General features: G+C 59.1%; 12 protein-coding genes and 2 pseudogenes. 8 read left to right on the forward strand and 6 right to left on the reverse strand.

Annotated features, from left to right (window positions below; all coding sequences use genetic code 11):
• Positions 1–13: 13 nt before the first annotated feature.
• Both PY650_RS25205 and PY650_RS25210 read right to left on the reverse strand, forming a co-directional pair.
• Positions 14–232 (reverse strand): MbtH family protein, encoded by a 219-nt coding sequence (locus tag PY650_RS25205; protein ID WP_285882326.1) that lies wholly within the window; start codon positions 230–232, stop codon positions 14–16.
• Positions 233–242: 10 nt separating this feature from the next.
• Positions 243–4,202, reverse strand: a complete 3,960-nt coding sequence (locus PY650_RS25210) for an amino acid adenylation domain-containing protein (RefSeq protein ID WP_285882327.1) — start codon at positions 4,200–4,202, stop codon at positions 243–245.
• Positions 4,203–4,869: 667 nt separating this feature from the next.
• On the opposite strand from PY650_RS25210, the gene PY650_RS25215 reads away from it, so the two are divergent.
• A complete protein-coding gene (locus PY650_RS25215; protein WP_285882328.1) occupies positions 4,870–5,502 on the forward strand; it encodes a hypothetical protein in 633 nt (210 codons plus the stop codon).
• Between the two features lie 437 nt (positions 5,503–5,939).
• Here PY650_RS25215 and PY650_RS25220 read toward each other — a convergent pair whose 3' ends face one another.
• Positions 5,940–6,230 (reverse strand): DUF4236 domain-containing protein, encoded by a 291-nt coding sequence (locus PY650_RS25220; RefSeq protein ID WP_349644514.1) that lies wholly within the window; start codon positions 6,228–6,230, stop codon positions 5,940–5,942.
• A 756-nt stretch (positions 6,231–6,986) separates the two neighbouring features.
• On the opposite strand from PY650_RS25220, the gene PY650_RS25235 reads away from it, so the two are divergent.
• Positions 6,987–9,224: a TOTE conflict system archaeo-eukaryotic primase domain-containing protein gene (locus PY650_RS25235; RefSeq protein WP_432761579.1), complete on the forward strand. Its 2,238-nt coding sequence runs from the start codon at positions 6,987–6,989 to the stop codon at positions 9,222–9,224.
• Here the strand turns inward: PY650_RS25235 and PY650_RS25240 are convergent.
• Positions 9,194–9,550, reverse strand: a complete 357-nt coding sequence (locus tag PY650_RS25240) for a DUF736 domain-containing protein (protein WP_285882332.1) — start codon at positions 9,548–9,550, stop codon at positions 9,194–9,196. The genes PY650_RS25235 and PY650_RS25240 overlap by 31 nt on opposite strands.
• 344 nt (positions 9,551–9,894) lie before the next feature.
• Positions 9,895–11,121 (reverse strand): annotated as a pseudogene (locus PY650_RS25245) (MFS transporter); the annotation flags it as partial.
• 98 nt (positions 11,122–11,219) lie between these two features.
• Here PY650_RS25245 and PY650_RS25250 point away from each other — a divergent pair.
• The 6 genes from PY650_RS25250 to PY650_RS25275 all read left to right on the forward strand — a co-directional run bounded on the left by PY650_RS25250 (position 11,220) and on the right by PY650_RS25275 (position 14,857).
• Positions 11,220–11,546, forward strand: coding sequence for a hypothetical protein (locus PY650_RS25250; RefSeq protein WP_285882333.1), 327 nt, complete (start codon positions 11,220–11,222; stop codon positions 11,544–11,546).
• 98 nt (positions 11,547–11,644) lie between these two features.
• Positions 11,645–11,800 carry a hypothetical protein gene (locus tag PY650_RS25255; RefSeq protein ID WP_285882355.1) on the forward strand — a complete coding sequence of 52 codons (156 nt, stop codon included), beginning with the start codon at positions 11,645–11,647 and terminating at the stop codon, positions 11,798–11,800.
• Positions 11,801–12,041: 241 nt separating this feature from the next.
• Positions 12,042–13,286: an AAA family ATPase gene (locus tag PY650_RS25260; RefSeq protein ID WP_285882334.1), complete on the forward strand. Its 1,245-nt coding sequence runs from the start codon at positions 12,042–12,044 to the stop codon at positions 13,284–13,286.
• A gap of 2 nt (positions 13,287–13,288) precedes the next feature.
• Complete coding sequence (locus PY650_RS25265) at positions 13,289–13,957, forward strand: RloB family protein (RefSeq protein WP_285882335.1); 669 nt, start codon at positions 13,289–13,291, stop codon at positions 13,955–13,957.
• A 286-nt stretch (positions 13,958–14,243) separates the two neighbouring features.
• On the forward strand, positions 14,244–14,540 hold the full coding sequence (locus tag PY650_RS25270; RefSeq protein ID WP_285882336.1) for a type II toxin-antitoxin system RelE/ParE family toxin: 297 nt from the start codon (positions 14,244–14,246) through the stop codon (positions 14,538–14,540).
• A gap of 8 nt (positions 14,541–14,548) precedes the next feature.
• Entirely contained in the window at positions 14,549–14,857 is a 309-nt protein-coding gene (locus PY650_RS25275; protein WP_037134101.1) for a HigA family addiction module antitoxin, read from the forward strand.
• Between the two features lie 292 nt (positions 14,858–15,149).
• On the opposite strand, the pseudogene PY650_RS25280 reads toward PY650_RS25275, so the two are convergent.
• Positions 15,150–15,269, reverse strand: a pseudogene (locus tag PY650_RS25280) (ATP-binding protein); the annotation flags it as partial.
• Positions 15,270–15,422 lie beyond the last annotated feature (153 nt).

Raw genomic sequence — 15,422 nt, forward strand, 5'->3', positions numbered from 1 at the left:
ATGTGATGGCCTCTTACGGAGCCTCTGCTTCGATGGCAGCCTTAAGGCTGTTGGGCCGCATGTCGGTCCAACGCGTCTCGATTTGATCGAGGCACGCGTGGCGGGTGGCGGGTCCGAAGCCGGTGTGCCAGCCAGCAGGGACGTCTGCAAATTCGGGCCACAGAGAGTGCTGACCCTCGTCATTGACCAGCACCAGGAAGGTAGCATGGGGATCGTCGAAGGGGTTAGTCATGGTGGATCCTTTATACGGAGGCAGATCGTGTTTGCGATGCTCGCTCAAGGGCCCCGGCTAAAAGCGGGCCGATGGCAGCAAGCGTGGCAGGGCGCATCATTTTCTCGTGCCGGCAGACAATGTCGTGGATACTGATGCGGCCGGTGACATAGCGCTGCCAGTCCTCCGGCTGCGATTCCTTGGCGGTCAGCGTCGCCCGGAAGAACAGCAGATCCCCTTGGAAGGTTCTAGGCCTGAACTCGCGCATCAAGCGCGGGGCGTCACGGAAATTCCTGAAGATACTCTCAACAAGTCGGTCGCCGAGGGCCAACGCGTCAGTCTTTGCAAGGAGCCCCCGGAGTTGCGCAGGAGATGGCACCGCATCCCCGAACTCGACCGGCCGGTCCGAGAACACATCGAGCAGCACCTCCATCAAATCCCGGATAGTTGGTTCAGGCGCAACTGCGTGGGGCGCTTCACGGGGCATGGGATAGCCGTCCAGGTATGCGAGCAGGGAGACCCGCTCCCGCTTGTCCTGCAGGCGATTTGCGATTGCGTGGGCGACATGACAGCCGAAGGACCAGCCGAGCAAGTGATAGGGGCCACAAGGTTGCACTGAACGTATCTCGTGGAGATAGTCTTCGGCCATTGCCTCAATCGATAATTCCGAAGTCTGCCCGTCGACGAAACCCAAGGCCTGCACGCCGTAGAGGGGGCGGCCCTTTAGGTGCTGCACGAGACCGGCATACGGCCAAGCGAGGCCGCCGGCAGGGTGGATGCAGAAAAGTGGTGGATGGCTACCTTGGATGCGCAACGGCAGGAGCACACGGAGGGAGGCGGAGGCAGCCGCCTGCTCGTGATCGGCCTCCGCGAGACCAGCGGCGAGCTGGGCGGGGGTGGGGGCGTCGAATAGGGCCCGGATCGGCAGCTCGACGGCGAGGGCGGCGCGGATGCGGCCAACCAGGCGAGTGGCGAGCAGCGAGTGACCGCCGAGCTCGAAGAAGTTGTCCTCGGGGCCGACACGTTCCAGCCCCAGCAGATCGGCGTAGAGCTTGCATAGCAGCGCCTCCTCCGGCGTCTGCGGCGCCCGCGTGCTGCGGCCCGCCATGACCAGCGCCGGCAGCGCCTTGCGGTCGAGCTTGCCGTTCGGGGTGAGGGGCAGGGCTTCGAGCCCGACGATCGCCGACGGCACCATGTGTTCGGGCAGCCGCGCCGCTGCATGCGCTCGTAGCGCCTGGGCGTCGAGGTCTTGGCCTGCCACCGCCACGACATAGCCGACCAGCTGCTGGCCCCCTGGGCCGTCCGCGCGCGCCACCACCGCTGCCTGTGCGACCGCCGGATGGGCGCTCAGCGCCGCCGCCACCTCTGCCGGCTCGATCCGAACGCCGCGTATTTTGACCTGGTCGTCGACCCGGCCGAGAAAGTCGAGCATGCCGTCCGCCCGCCATCGCGCCAGATCGCCGGTGCGATACATCCGCCCTCCCGGCTCGCCGAACGGGCATGCCACGAACCGCTCCGCCGTCAGGCTCGGGCGCCCGCAATACCCTCGCGCCAGACCCGTCCCCGCAATGTACAGCTCACCCGCCACACCTGCCGGCACCGGACGCAGACTGCCGTCGAGCACGTACACACGAGTGTTCCAGATCGGTCGGCCGATCGGCACGGAGGTCTCGTCGCGGTCGCGGCTACACTCCGACGCTGTGACGTCGATAGCGGCTTCCGTAGGCCCGTAGAGATTGTGTAGCGCTACATCCAAACTGGCGAAGAAGAGGGCCTGCAACGTCGCCGGCAGCGCCTCGCCGCTGCAGATCACGCGCCGTAGACCCCGATAGTCACCGGATGCTTGCTCCTGTATAAAAGCCCGAAGCATGGAGGGCACGAAGTGTACCGTGGTAACGCCGTGGCCAGCAATGGTCGCGGCCAGATAGGCCGGATCCTGGTGCCCGCCTGGCCGGGCAAGCACCAGCGCGGCGCCTCCGATTAGCGGCCAGAAGAACTCCCACACCGAGACGTCGAAGCCGGACGGGGTCTTCTGCAGGACTCTATCGCTGCCGTCGAGGCAATATTCGGCCTGCATCCACAGCAGGCGATTGACGATCGCCTGCTCGGAAACGGCGACGCCCTTGGGTGTTCCGGTGGAGCCTGAGGTGTAGATGACGTAGGCGAGGTCGCGAATATCGAGCCGGCGGACGCGGTCTGCGTCAGTGGGAGCGGTGGCAGAGGCAGCGGCGATGGTGGCCCGCAACTGCGGCTCGTCGAGCAGCAGGCGGACGGGGCCGGCCGCAGGCAGGCGGGCGGCCAGTGCGGAGGTGGTGACCAGTGCCACCGGGCCGGCGTCATCGAGCATGAAGCCCAGTCGAGCCTCGGGATAGCCGGGATCGAGCGGCAGGTAGGCCGCTCCCGCCTTGAGGATGGCCAGCAGCGCAACGACCATCTCCGGCGAGCGCTCCAGGCAGATCGCCACCACCTGATCGGGCCCGATTCCCAGTCCGATCAGGTGATGCGCCAGCCGGTTAGCGCGGGCGTCAAGTTCGGCATAGCTGAGTTCCTGATCCTCGAAGATGAGCGCCGTGGCCGCGGGGCTGCGGCACACCTGCTGCTCGAACAGCGCCGGCAAGGTGGTCTCAGGCACCGGCCGGGCAGTGGCATTCCACTCCTCCACGATCTGCCGGCGCTCGGCGGGCGCGAGCAGCTCAAATGAACTGATCGGCCGCCCGGGCGCGGCAGGCACAGCCTCAAACAACAACTCCAGTCGCGCCTGGTATGCGGCCAGATCGGCGGACGCGTAGAACGTCGCGTCGGCATCGAGAGCAATCTCCAAGGGTGCGTCGGCACCGCGATCGAAGACGTAAAGGTCGAGGTCCCGGACCGGGCCGTTGGCCAAGTTTCGCGCCGCCGCAACATGACCCCCAAAGCTGAGCGTGTAGTCGAACGGCTCAATGTTTATCGCGGTGGTGAACAGATGCTGCCAATTAGCCGCGAGGCCGAGGTCACGGCGCAGGTCCTCATACCGATACCTCTGATGGCGCAGCGCTTGGCGTACCTCCCGGCCAACCTGGCCGATCAGGTCCATGAGGCTTGTGCCTGGCGCCACCGCCAAGCGCAGCGGCACCACATTCGAGACCATGCTCGGAATTTGCCGCAACGTCCGGCCCGCGCGCGCCGTGACCGGGCAGCCGATGACCAGGTCCGCTTGGTCGTGCATTCGATGGAGATAAGCGACCCCCAGCGCGATCATCAGCTGTGGCAGGGTGGCGCCGGCCCTCCGTGCCAGATCCCGCAACGCTTCTCCTACCTCAACCGGCAGATGTGCCCGATGACGCAGGACGTCGCCGCCCGTCGATCGCCAGCCAAGGGCACCCGCCGGTTCAGGCCGGTCTGTAAAGCGCTTGGTCCAATACGCTCGATCCCGCAGGAAAGCTTCTGTCTGGCGGTACTCGGCATCCGACGCAAGCAGTTCCGCAAATGTGGGGAACGGGGAACGCTCCGGCACCCGGCCTGCAGCCAACGCCGTGTACACATCAGCCAAACGGCGCGCCAGCAGCGCCGCGCCGTAACCGTCCATGACGATGTGGTGATAACGTTGGAACCAGAAGGCACGGTCGGGCCCCGCCTGGAACAGGGCGTAGGCGAAGAGCGGCCCGTGCACCAGATCGGCCGGCCGGGCGAGGTCCGCCTGCATCCAGGCCTCTGCCGCCGCGCGTGGATCGGCTTCGGCACTGACGTCGATCACCGAGAAGGACCAGTCGGTCCGGCAGCGCCGGATTTGCCGCGGCCCTTCGTCACCATCGACGAAACTAACGTGCAAGCTCTCCGCCTCGCACACCGTCTGGCGTAGCGCCCTCTCGAACAAAATCTGATCGACTGGGCCATGGATTTCCAGATATTCGGCGATGTTATAGCGCGCGGTCCCCGGCGTGAGTTGCTCGGCCAGCCAGATTTCCGTCTGCGGTGCAGTGAGCCGATGAACGTTCTGCTGCATGCCATTCATGGCTCGCCGCTCTCTGGCTCAACACGGTACGGTGTGCGCCCTCCTAGGCTGGTTGTCGAGTTTTTGAAATTGGTCCGTGTCGACGTCGATGGCGCCGTCACGCGCGCTGCTTCCGCCCCAAAGGAAATCTGCTTGCTCATCGCATGACCGCCTTCATAAACTCAGTCTAAGCAACTCGGTAAAACGGGCCGATCATTCATCGTCCCGCTGATCTCGCTACGGAATGATCGCTTGGCCTGTAGATGCGCGATGGTCGTGAGATCCGCCGCTAGAAAGCGCTCTGGCCTCGCACGTTACAGTTCAAGCGGCAAGTGACATGCCAGCTAAAAAGCCGTTATTATTACAATAAGTTGGCTTTGCGCGGCTGGTATGTTTGTTAGCCGCGATACAATTCTGTCGGGATCGCGACGGTGGATTAAACAAATCCGACAGTGGGAGCATGTGGGGCGGTCAAGCGGCGCGAGGGCGACAAGGTCAAGAGGATCGCAGAGATACTGTCGCTGTCCCTCGCACGGTCCGCTTCTTTTTGAGGGCCAAGCTGAGCGCCAAAAGCTTGCCGCACGCTGTTGCGATCGCGGCAAAGCGATGCCTGGCCTCCAAAGGCTGTTCTGATCGGCAGCCGGGCGCTTCGTTCCTTAAAATAGACAGCAGGGAAACCATTTCAGACATGGAAATTCCAGGCTGGACATTGCGGCCGACGCGGGCTCTCAGGATTGCCGGAAAGCAGGGTGCCTTTTCGAGACTTTCAAACGTCTTCTCGACGCTGATGATGGCAGGGTTTGCAGTAGAATTGCGAACGGTGGTGCACCAGCAAAACTGGAACCTGTTGCCGGACCTTGCCGACTATATCGCGACCAGACTTCCGTTCGTCGAGGTTTGGGCGATTATGCAGCTCGAAAACATCGGCTACGGCAGGATGAATTGGGCTCACTCTTTCAAGGACACCTCAACGGATTTTAGCCAACTGGGACGCTCTGTAAATTTAGCCCTCGGGAGAGGCATCCCGACCCTTCTTTATAACTTTCCGCTCTGCTCATTGCCTGCACATTACCGCCACCTGGCACCGCCTACGATCTCCGATTGGAAGAACAAATTTCTGGATGAGTGCATTTCATGCGGTCTGCGCTCTGCTTGTGGCGGATTTTTTGAATGGTATAAGCCTTCTCTAGGGTTCAGGGGACTCCTGCCAGCGGAGACGAAGATCGGAGTAGGCTATCGCGCCAAAACGATGACCATGCGCAATCAAGGCGATATCCGGCATGAAGTAAATGATCTGCTTGCCGACACGGAGGCAGAGTGAAATTGCTTTTGACAACCTTCGGAAGGGCATAAGCCAGGGTGGTTGCGCTTCTCTTTACTATGTAAGAGGCGCCTGCGTTTCGCTTCCATGTGGTCAGGTCTACGACTGCCCCGCCCGCCTCGATATGCCACTTCCCGGCGCAGGCGCGAAGGCTATCGAAGGCCTCAATCATCTGCTTGTAGGCCTGCTCGACTGGCCCGTCCATTTCGTAAAGCAGGACGCTCGATCGTCGGTAGGAATCAAACCATTTTCCTATCCCCCATGCCGGAGGAGCAGCCATGAGCACCCAAATGCCGACGGGTGGAACTTTCGCGAGGAAAAAGAGCCCCAAGACCGCCGTCAGCAATCCGAACACGGAGGACAAACGCCATTGCCTGCTTTTCGCGTTGATGTCGTCAAGTAGCTCGCCGACGTTCTCGTCACGCATCAGCATGACGTCACCGGATTCGACCTCGACCATGTCGACGCCAGAATCTTCGAACGTGACTTCGGCGTTTGCCGGCGCTGCCGAACGAGGCTCGGTAGTAGAAGGCGCCCCGTCCGGCGTGGACGTAATGTCCCCGAGGGCCGGCGCCGATCCGAAGCCCTCGCACACCTATAGAGACGCCGACTCCTCCTTTCGAAAAGTTAAAGCGGAACGGCCCGGCTTTGACGGACTTTCTGGTGTAGAACGGCAAACGATACCCCCATGCACCCGCGAAAGACGTTATTCGAATTTTCGTCTGCAACCAAGCGGTTTGTTCAAATTCTGAAGATGACGGCGATCAGCTGGCTTCAGTAGCCTGCAGAGCGCTCTTCGAAAGAAGAATTGGGTGGGACCTCGGTCAACGCTCCTGAGTAGTTGCTTGAGAGCATGGTCAAATCGTACTGATCATTGGTGGACACTAGCGTCCGCACGGCAGCATTGTTGTAATTTGCGGAAAGGGAAGGCCCGCGACCTTTCCGTGCGGCCGATGAGCTCTCCCTAGTCTTGGGGCGGGACCAGATTAGCTGGAAGCCATCTCCTTCGACTTGCGTCAGCATTGCGTAGGAGCGGGAACCTTGGTCGTCGAGCCTGACCGGGAGGTAGTCGGGGTCCGTCTGCTCGAAGCTGCCAGGCGGCGGCGAGCGGGATTACGCTGACCTTTGGTGTAGGTCTTGGTTTCTGCTGGTTTTTGGCGGATTCTGCTCCGTATATTTCCGGAGACTTGAAGGCGTCATGACACATATAGCCCGTCTTAAACTGGCGGCGTCTTTGGTCTATGCTGATCCGCATGAACACTTAGGCGAAAGCTGCAAAGTTGGCAGAAAAGATTGATGCCTCGGATGAAATTACACGCGTTCGACGGCGGCTAGCCGATTTGAATAAAGAGCGGATAGAGCTTGAGCGTGAACTAGAAGCGTTTGAGCAACAGCTGATTTCCGATAACCGTGCTAAAGCCGAGAAGCCAGCCTTTGCCGATGCCGCTGTTAACAACAACTCGTCGTCGATACTGAAAATCGAGTTGTTTCGGCGCCTGTTCGCCGGGCGTCCCGATGTCTTCCCGGTTCGATGGGAAAACAGAAAGGATGGACGCTCCGGTTATTCTCCGGCCTGCTCCAACGAGTGGGCCAAAGGAATTTGCGGCAAGCCGAAGGTAAAATGCGGGGAATGCCTGCATCAAGCCTTTGTCCCACCTTCCGAGGACATCATAGAAAAGCACCTTCGCGGCGGCGATATTCGCTCTGGCGATTTTGTGGCAGGGGTGTATCCATTGCTGCAAGACGAAACATGCTGGTTCCTGGCCGCCGACTTCGACAAGGAAAGCTGGGCGGGTGACACCAGAGCCTTGCTGGCCACCTGTCGTACAAAAGGAATTGCCGCAGCCCTCGAACGGTCGAGATCGGGGAATGGCGGCCATGTCTGGATATTCTTCTCCGAGCCTGTTCCTGCCAAGATTGCCCGACAACTGGGGGCCGCGCTGATAACAGAGACGATGGAGAACCGTCCCGAGATCGGCTTCACGTCCTATGACCGTTTCTTTCCCAATCAGGACACGATGCCGCTTGGCGGCTTCGGTAATCTGATCGCGCTTCCCTTGCAAAGGAAAGCGCGCGAAAACGGCAACAGCGTTTTTGTCGATGACAACTTGCGACCTTATGATGACCAGTGGGCCTACCTGTCGTCGTTGACCAGGCTATCGGCAGACGAAGCCTTCAGGGTCGCCGACGAAGCTGAATTGTCGGGGAGGGTCTTGGGAGTCCGGATGCCGGTCGATGACGAACATGCCGACGAGCCGTGGAAGATGTTGCCGTCACGTCGTAGCGAGCCACGGCGAATAGAAGGCGAGATCCCGCAAAGCATTAAGGTCGTGGTCGCCGATCAGGTTTACATTGACAGGACCGAGCTTCCGCCGGCGCTGATAGCGCAGTTCGTGCGTCTCGCAGCATTCCAGAACCCGGAATTCTATCGCGCACAAGCAATGCGACTGCCGACATTCGGCAAGCCGCGGATCATCTCATGCGCCGAACTTCATCCCCGGCATGTCGCTCTGCCGCGAGGCTGTTTCGACGAAGCACTTGAGCTCATCAAGAACCACGATGCGACCGCCAATTTGGAGGATCACCGCGAAGATGGAGTGGCGCTACCTGCCGGCATTCTGTTCCAAGGAGAACTGCGCCGGCCCCAACTGCGGGCCTTTGATGCCCTCGTCGCCCATGACAACGGTGTGCTCGCCGCGACGACAGCCTTTGGCAAGACCGTCGTCGCAGCCGCACTCATCGCACATCGGAGCCGCAACGCGCTGGTTCTTGTTCACCGCCGGGAACTTCTCACCCAATGGGTGGAGCGTTTGAGTTCGTTCATGAATATCGACCCTAGGCAGATTGGAGTTATCGGTGGCGGGAAAAGAAAGCCGACTGGCGTCATCGATGTGGCGCTGATCCAAAGCCTGGTGCGGAATGGCGAGGTCGATGACATCGTCGGCAGTTACGGTCATCTGATCGTCGATGAATGCCACCATCTGTCCGCTGCAAGCTTTGAGCTTGTTGCTCGCAGGTCCAAGGCACGATACGTTGTTGGCCTATCAGCGACGGTCGCCCGGAAAGACGGACATCATCCGATCATCTTCATGCAATGCGGCCCCGTCCGCCATCGTGTCGACGCAAGAGTTCAAGCTGCCGAGCGTGGGATTCGTCATCGCGCCCGTGACCGTTCGACGAAGTTTGAGTTGCCGGCGCCTCTGGTCTCGGCCGAGCGCCCGTCAATGCCAGCGATCTATGCGGCCCTTGCGCAGGACCACGGCCGAAATGAGCTTATATTCGATGACGTGCTGAAATCGCTTGAGGCCAAGCGTTCACCGATCGTTTTGACAGAACGGAAAGACCACCTCGATTATCTTCAGCAGAGATTCTCGCCCTTCGTGAAAAATCTCGTAGTGCTACGCGGCGGCATGTCGGCCAAAGACCGTAAGCAAGCCAACACGGGATTGAATGTCGCCGACGATGATGAGCGCCTCATAATTGCGATAGGCCGCTATATAGGGGAAGGCTTCGATGATGCTCGGCTGGACACGTTGTTCCTGACGATGCCGATCGCCTGGAAAGGAACTTTGGCGCAATATGTAGGCCGTCTGCATAGACAGCATGACGGTAAGCGAGATGTCTTGGTCGTCGACTATGTCGATAACACCGTTCCCGTGCTCGCCCGGATGGCCGCAAAGCGGCGAGTGGGTTATCGCGCGCTGGGATATGTCATCGAGTGATAGAGCCCTGCGGGAAGCGGAGCATCGTGGCCCTGTTTAGCGGGCCAGATGGGTCTGTGCTCGCCTTTGCCGCCCAGGACGAGGGAGGTGTAGACCGGTGCCGTGAAGGACGGGTCATCAAGCCTGAGCGAGAGATATTCGGCTCTCGTCTCACGAGCGGTCCAGCTCCACCGCTCGACACCGGTTGCCGTGTCCCGGAAATCTGGGACGCAATCGTTGTCACGGTCGCAGGGTTTGATGCTGGCCTTGACATGAAGGGTGAGGGTTTTGATGGTGCCGTTATAGGCGCCGGTCTCGTCGCGGGTGAAGGTGCCGATCTGAGCCATTGTCGTATCTCCTGAGAGTTGGTCGAAGCCGCCCGATGCGGCCTCGATGGCAGTCGAGAGGCGATGGGCTGGCCTGCTGCATCGAAGAACCAAAGCGCCAGTGGAGTTCGGCGACAGCCGAGTTTGTTGGTCCGCGGGGAATGACCGCTCGCGGTGAGGGAAGAAGATCGGCGGAGTCGTTGCAGACCAAGGCTTCTGCGGCTCCTTGCGCGTATTTCCGGAACGAAGCGGGACAGTTCCTCTCGACCTTGAGATCCTTCAGTCCTTCATGGCTCATTGGGCTCCTCGCGCTGATGCGACGCTTTGGCCACCGCGTTGAGCCCATTTACAGAACCAAGCTCTGACTCTCGAGGCCTGCGAACCCGCAAGAGGCACCCGGTAGCGATCAACAACAGAGCTCCAGCGGAGGCTTCCAGTGACAAAGTCAGGGAGTAACTCTGCGCGACCGCGCCCCACACCCAACTTCCTGCCGCGATACCGCCGTGCGTTAATGCAAAATAGATCGAGATGGTGCGACCTGCGATCCACCGCGGGCTCGCCAGCTGCACACTCACGGTAAGGCTAGACCAGGCGATGACCCAACCCGCACCCCCCAGGGCGAGTGCGACCGCCGCCAATGCGAGTGCAGGGATCAGAGCAAGGGAAATGGAGCACGTCGCACAGGCGGCGCACGCGAGCGCTATTAGCCGTTCCTGAGGCAGCTTCCGTCCGAACACGCTGTTGGAGATGCCGCCGAGGACGGCGCCAGTGCCGAAGCCTCCCATCAAAATGCCATATGCGATCGCCCCTCCCGCGAATTGGTCGCGAACAATCAGAGGGAGCAGCGCGAGTATGGAGATGCTGGCCAGACCAAAGAGCGTTCCGCGCGCGATCGCTGTCTTGAGTTCCCAAGACATCGTCGTGAAGCGCACTCCGGCACTGATTGCGGCAATCATGGACTCGCGCGGGAGAGGTGAAGAGCGGGCCTTCCAGTTGCAGCGCCGTAAGGCGCATAGTGGCAAAAGATAGCAGAGTGTGGTCAGGGAGAAAGCCGTCATAGGTCCGAGCGAGGCAATGACGATGCCACCAAGCGCCGGGCCCACCGTCCGGACAGTATTGAATCCGACCGACGTAAGCGTTATGGCAGCGGGAAGATCGCGTCGATCCACAATATCGCCGATTGACGCCGCCCGAGCAGGACCGTTGAGAGCGGCGCCACATCCGAGCAAAAAGCTGCAGCCGAGGATAAGCCACGGATCGACAAAGGCGAACGCCACAAGAGCGGTAAGCATCGCAGATGCCAGGATCATCACGCACCTGCCGGAAAACATGACCCTACCACGGCTGAAATTATCGGCGATGGCCCCGGCAAAGACAGACAGAATGAACGTGGGCAGCGTTGATGACGCCTGTACAAGCGCGACCATCAGATCAGAAGGAGAGACAGTAGCCATCAGCCAACTGCTGGCTATTGTCTGCATCAACGAGCCAAGGCTGGAAACCTGCATTGCGAGCCAGATCGAACGAAAAGTCGGGTTCTTGAGCGGCGCAAACGTCCTTAGTAATGTTGCATCCGCCGCTACGCGCGCCACTCTGCTTACTTTCTCCAACTCATTGCGCTCCGTCTAGTCCGGTTGACTGGCATATTCCCCGCGGGATCGCGCTTGGGGAGGCCGTAGGGATCAGGTTCATGGTCTTTCCGGGTTGTGCGAGCGTCGTGATGATCGGAAAGCGGGCGGACACAGCTCAGGCCCCACTTATTCAGATCCTGGCCTTTATTATCTTTATGAAAAGCAATCGCGGCGAGGTGACTTACGCCCTCCAGATTGGCCGGCGGCTGATCCCGCCGGCACAAGGGGTGAATTTCAAGAGTCGTGCCAACTGCGCAGAAAACCTTCTGCCCACGATTCAATGGCTTAAGAGGGTGCGCTATAAGGCAGACCGAACACCACCATGTCGCGGCCGCGACAAACTCGGCAGTCCGTTGCTTGATGTTTTCACAGGAATGCCGGACTGAATTCAACTGCGGGGCGGAATTCACGTGTTAGTCAGTAGCGTTCCGCGTCGGTGGAGGACCTCACCCGTCCTCTATCGGCAACGACGTCACGTAATTTAATGAAGATCATCTTTTTCGCGGCGCTCCTGTTTGGCCTCGAGTCGCTGCGCGAGCTGCCCGATCTCGATCGGTGGGAGGACGCTGGGCTGCTCAACCACCAGGCGCTCGAAGAGGGCGCGATCGCTGAGATTGAAGGCCAAGTACTGGAGGACTGAGGCGTTGGCCTTGCGGCCGCCTTTACGCCCCGGTTTTCTGCTGCATCGGTCGACCAAGGAGGGAAAGCTTTCCCCTCTCAAGGAGTCGTCCGGTAAATCCGGAAACCGGTGACTCAGGTCTTCGGTTCGTCGACCGGCTTAGGATTGCTCTATCCGAATGATTTCGACCAGCACGCCGAAATAGATTGCAATCATGCATATTTTGTGCATAATGTGCGTTTATAATGGAGTTGTGACGACTATGCTTCTGGAGTTTCGCGTCAAAAACTTTCGGTCGTTTCGTGATGAGGCTGTGCTGAGCCTGGCCGCCAGTCCAGATTCAACGCTGGAAAGCACGCACACCCGAGAAGCCGGCCTTGAGAAGGTCAAGCGGGTTCTCAATGCGGCGGCCGTCTATGGTGCGAACGCAAGTGGCAAGTCGAACATCATCCGAGCCTTTCAATTCATGCAGGCCATGGTTACGACCTCGAACCAGGTTCAGCCGGATCAAGAAAACAATCTCACACCCTTCCGGATGCGCCCGGACTTTGACACTAAGCCGACGCTCTTCGAGGCGACGTTCATCATTGATGGCAGGCGCTATCAGTATGGATTTGAGCAGACGCGGCGGCGCATCATCAGCGAATGGCTACTCGTTTATGAGCGCGCCAAACCACAAGTCTGGTTCTCCCGCGCCTACAACGAGAAGAAAAGAAGCCGCTACGACTATACGTACAGTGACTATTTCCTGGGATCGAAAAAGGTGTGGGAAAACGCGACCCGGAAAGAAACGCTGTTTCTGACAACGGCTGTCCAGCTCAACAGCGAGCAGCTTAAACCCCTGTATCAGCAGTTTTCCGAGGACATGGCCATCTTCCCGGAAGGCGGGAGCATAGGCTTTGACTTCTCGGCAAGGTACGCTCAAGATCCGAAGAACCTGCAGCACGTCGTATCGCTGATGACGGCGGCGGATACCGGCATTTCCTCCGTGTCATTTGCTAAGCGCCCGGGTCGTCAATTCCAGCTTAACATTGCTTCTGGCCTCTCGGACATTCGAGATGCGGAACTTGATGTTCCGCAATTCGGGCACCTTGCCGAAGGGCAGCAGTACGAATTCGACATCACCGACGAATCTGCCGGCACCCAAATCCTTTTCAATCTTGCCGGCCCAATTTTCGATATCCTCCAGCGGGGTCGCCTGCTTATCGTCGATGAACTCGACCGGAGCCTGCATCCGCTTCTGGTGCAAAAGGTCCTGGATATGTTCAACAATCCGACGACGAATCCTAAAGGCGCACAGCTGATCTTTTCGACACACGACGTCTCGCTCCTTGAGGGGCACAAACTGCGACGGGACCAGATCTGGTTTACAGAAAAGGACGCAGAGCAAGTTTCGCACCTTTTCCCGTTGCTCGATTTTTCGCCCCGCAAGGGTGAAGCCCTCGAAAAGGGTTACCTTGGTGGCCGTTACGGTGGCATTCCGATTCTCGGAACAGTGGATCGTTAGTCTTGGCTAAAAAACACCGCTTTGAACGTACTGAGAGTCGGTTAGCCCGTCGGCAGGGCCGAAAGCGGCCGTATGACCGCATGCTGATTGTCTGTGAAGGCGAAAAGACCGAAGTTAACTATTTTGAGGCCATTCGCCGTGAAAAACGGCTTCCGAACGCGGATATCAAAATCGTCCCGTCGACCGCGCCGCTGCGGATCGTGGAATATGCCATCGATCAATTTAAGGAAAGCAAGGCTTTTGACCGCGTTTATGTGGTGTTCGATCGCGATGACCACGACAGCTACCACAATGCGTTCTCCAAAGCCGAAGCGGCCAACAAGAAATTGAAAAACGACGAGGGGACAGCCGTTCCCTTCAAAGCCATCCCATCGGTGCCCAACTTTGAGCTATGGATATTACTGCATTTTCGCGATGTGCTCGCGCCGATCCATCGGAACGAAGTCTATGCGGAGTTGCGCAAGCACGCCTGCTACCCGACCTATGCCAAAAACAGCAAAACGGTTTACCAAGATACGAAGGACCGCCTTCCCGCCGCAAATACCCGTGCTGCTGTTCTTCGCGACCGGTTCGACAAAAATAACGGCAACGACCCTTACACGGACGCCGACGTAGTGACAGCGGAATTACTGAAGATCGCCGACAGATTCATTAAATCGCCACCTGCCTGACAACCGCGCTTAATCAGCGCTGCTTATCCGATTGTGACAGGACAGAGCCGGCCAGTTGCTTTGTTGCCGGACTATATTCGGGCATCGTAGGAACGAAGCTTGTCACCGATCTACAACAGCTGTGGCGAGGAAGTTGGATTGTCCGGATCCGTGCAAAGTAGAGGTGTCACTTTGGGCGTCTTCAGCCATTTAGAAATGCTACTCTTGACAATGTCGACCTGCGATAACTTCCACGCTTGTGGGATGAGCCATAGAGTGGTACATTCACTCGAAACTGGAGACATGAATGATTGTCGGTTTTCGGGACGAATGGTTGCGGGCTTTCTTTGTGGAGGATGTCCACTCCCGCGGCATTCCAGCCGACCTAGAAAGCCGGTTGTTCCGCAAACTCCAGATGATCGATGACGCGACGACCGATCAGGACTTGCGTGTGCCGCCCAGCAACCATTTCGAGAAATTGCGCGGTAATCTCGATGGTTTGCATTCGATCCGGGTCAATAAGCAATGGCGGGTGGTCTTTCGATGGGATGGCAATCGTGGTGAGGCGTCAGAGGTCTATCTTGACGACCATAGCTATCGATGAGGTGACAGATGCTAATGACCAAGCGTAAGCCGGCGACGGTCGGCGAAATCTTGACGGAAGAATTCATGCAGCCGCTCGACTTGACGCAGGCGGCCTTGGCCGAGGCAATGGGCGTCCAGCGCAAGCATGTGAACGAATTGTGCAACGACCGGCGTAACGTGACGGCGGCAACCGCACTGATCTTGGCGCGCGTGTTTGGTAATAGCCCGGACTTCTGGCTCAACGTGCAACGGCGCAGCGACTTATGGGATGCCATGCACAGCCCCAAGGAACTAGCGCGGATCGAGCGCGCGAAGCCGCTGGCGACAGCGGCATAGCCCGACAGCGCCTCTAAGATTGGGTGCTTGAGCGAATTCGCAAAGGCATGTCGCACTTGGAAATAGAATGTACCCCCTACACAAAAACTGTCAAAGCTGATTAGAGGCGCGACACTAGCACCGTCGGTCAGCCCCCGATCCGGCTGTGTATTCCAATGAAACCGGACGGGGTTTCCGATCATTGACCGGACGCTTATTCCAGCGTTTTACCGGACGCGATTCCGAGGCGAAGCCGGACGGTGTAGAGCGTCTCTGGGTCTGAGTTGATCATTGTCGGCGAATATCAGGCTGGTCAAGCCTGAGTTGCATCCTCGGCTGACAGGTTTCGATGTTTGCGCAGGCTCTCACCGGAAAGTTCGATGCGGTAGGCGTTGTGGACGAGGCGATCCAGCACGGCGTCGGCGATCGTGGGAAGCACTGGGTTGATGAGGACGAGCCAAGATCGAATCGCCGCTGGGCCACCGTTAGATCGTTGCGCTATTTCGCTCGAAATGACTTCCTGTTGCGGAATGCCGCATTCTCGTTTATCCTAAGGTCGTACGCAATCCCGGACACTCGGCAATAG

The sequence above is a fragment of the Martinezella calliandrae genome, from assembly GCF_030272695.1.
Classification (GTDB): domain Bacteria; phylum Pseudomonadota; class Alphaproteobacteria; order Rhizobiales; family Rhizobiaceae; genus Rhizobium; species Rhizobium calliandrae.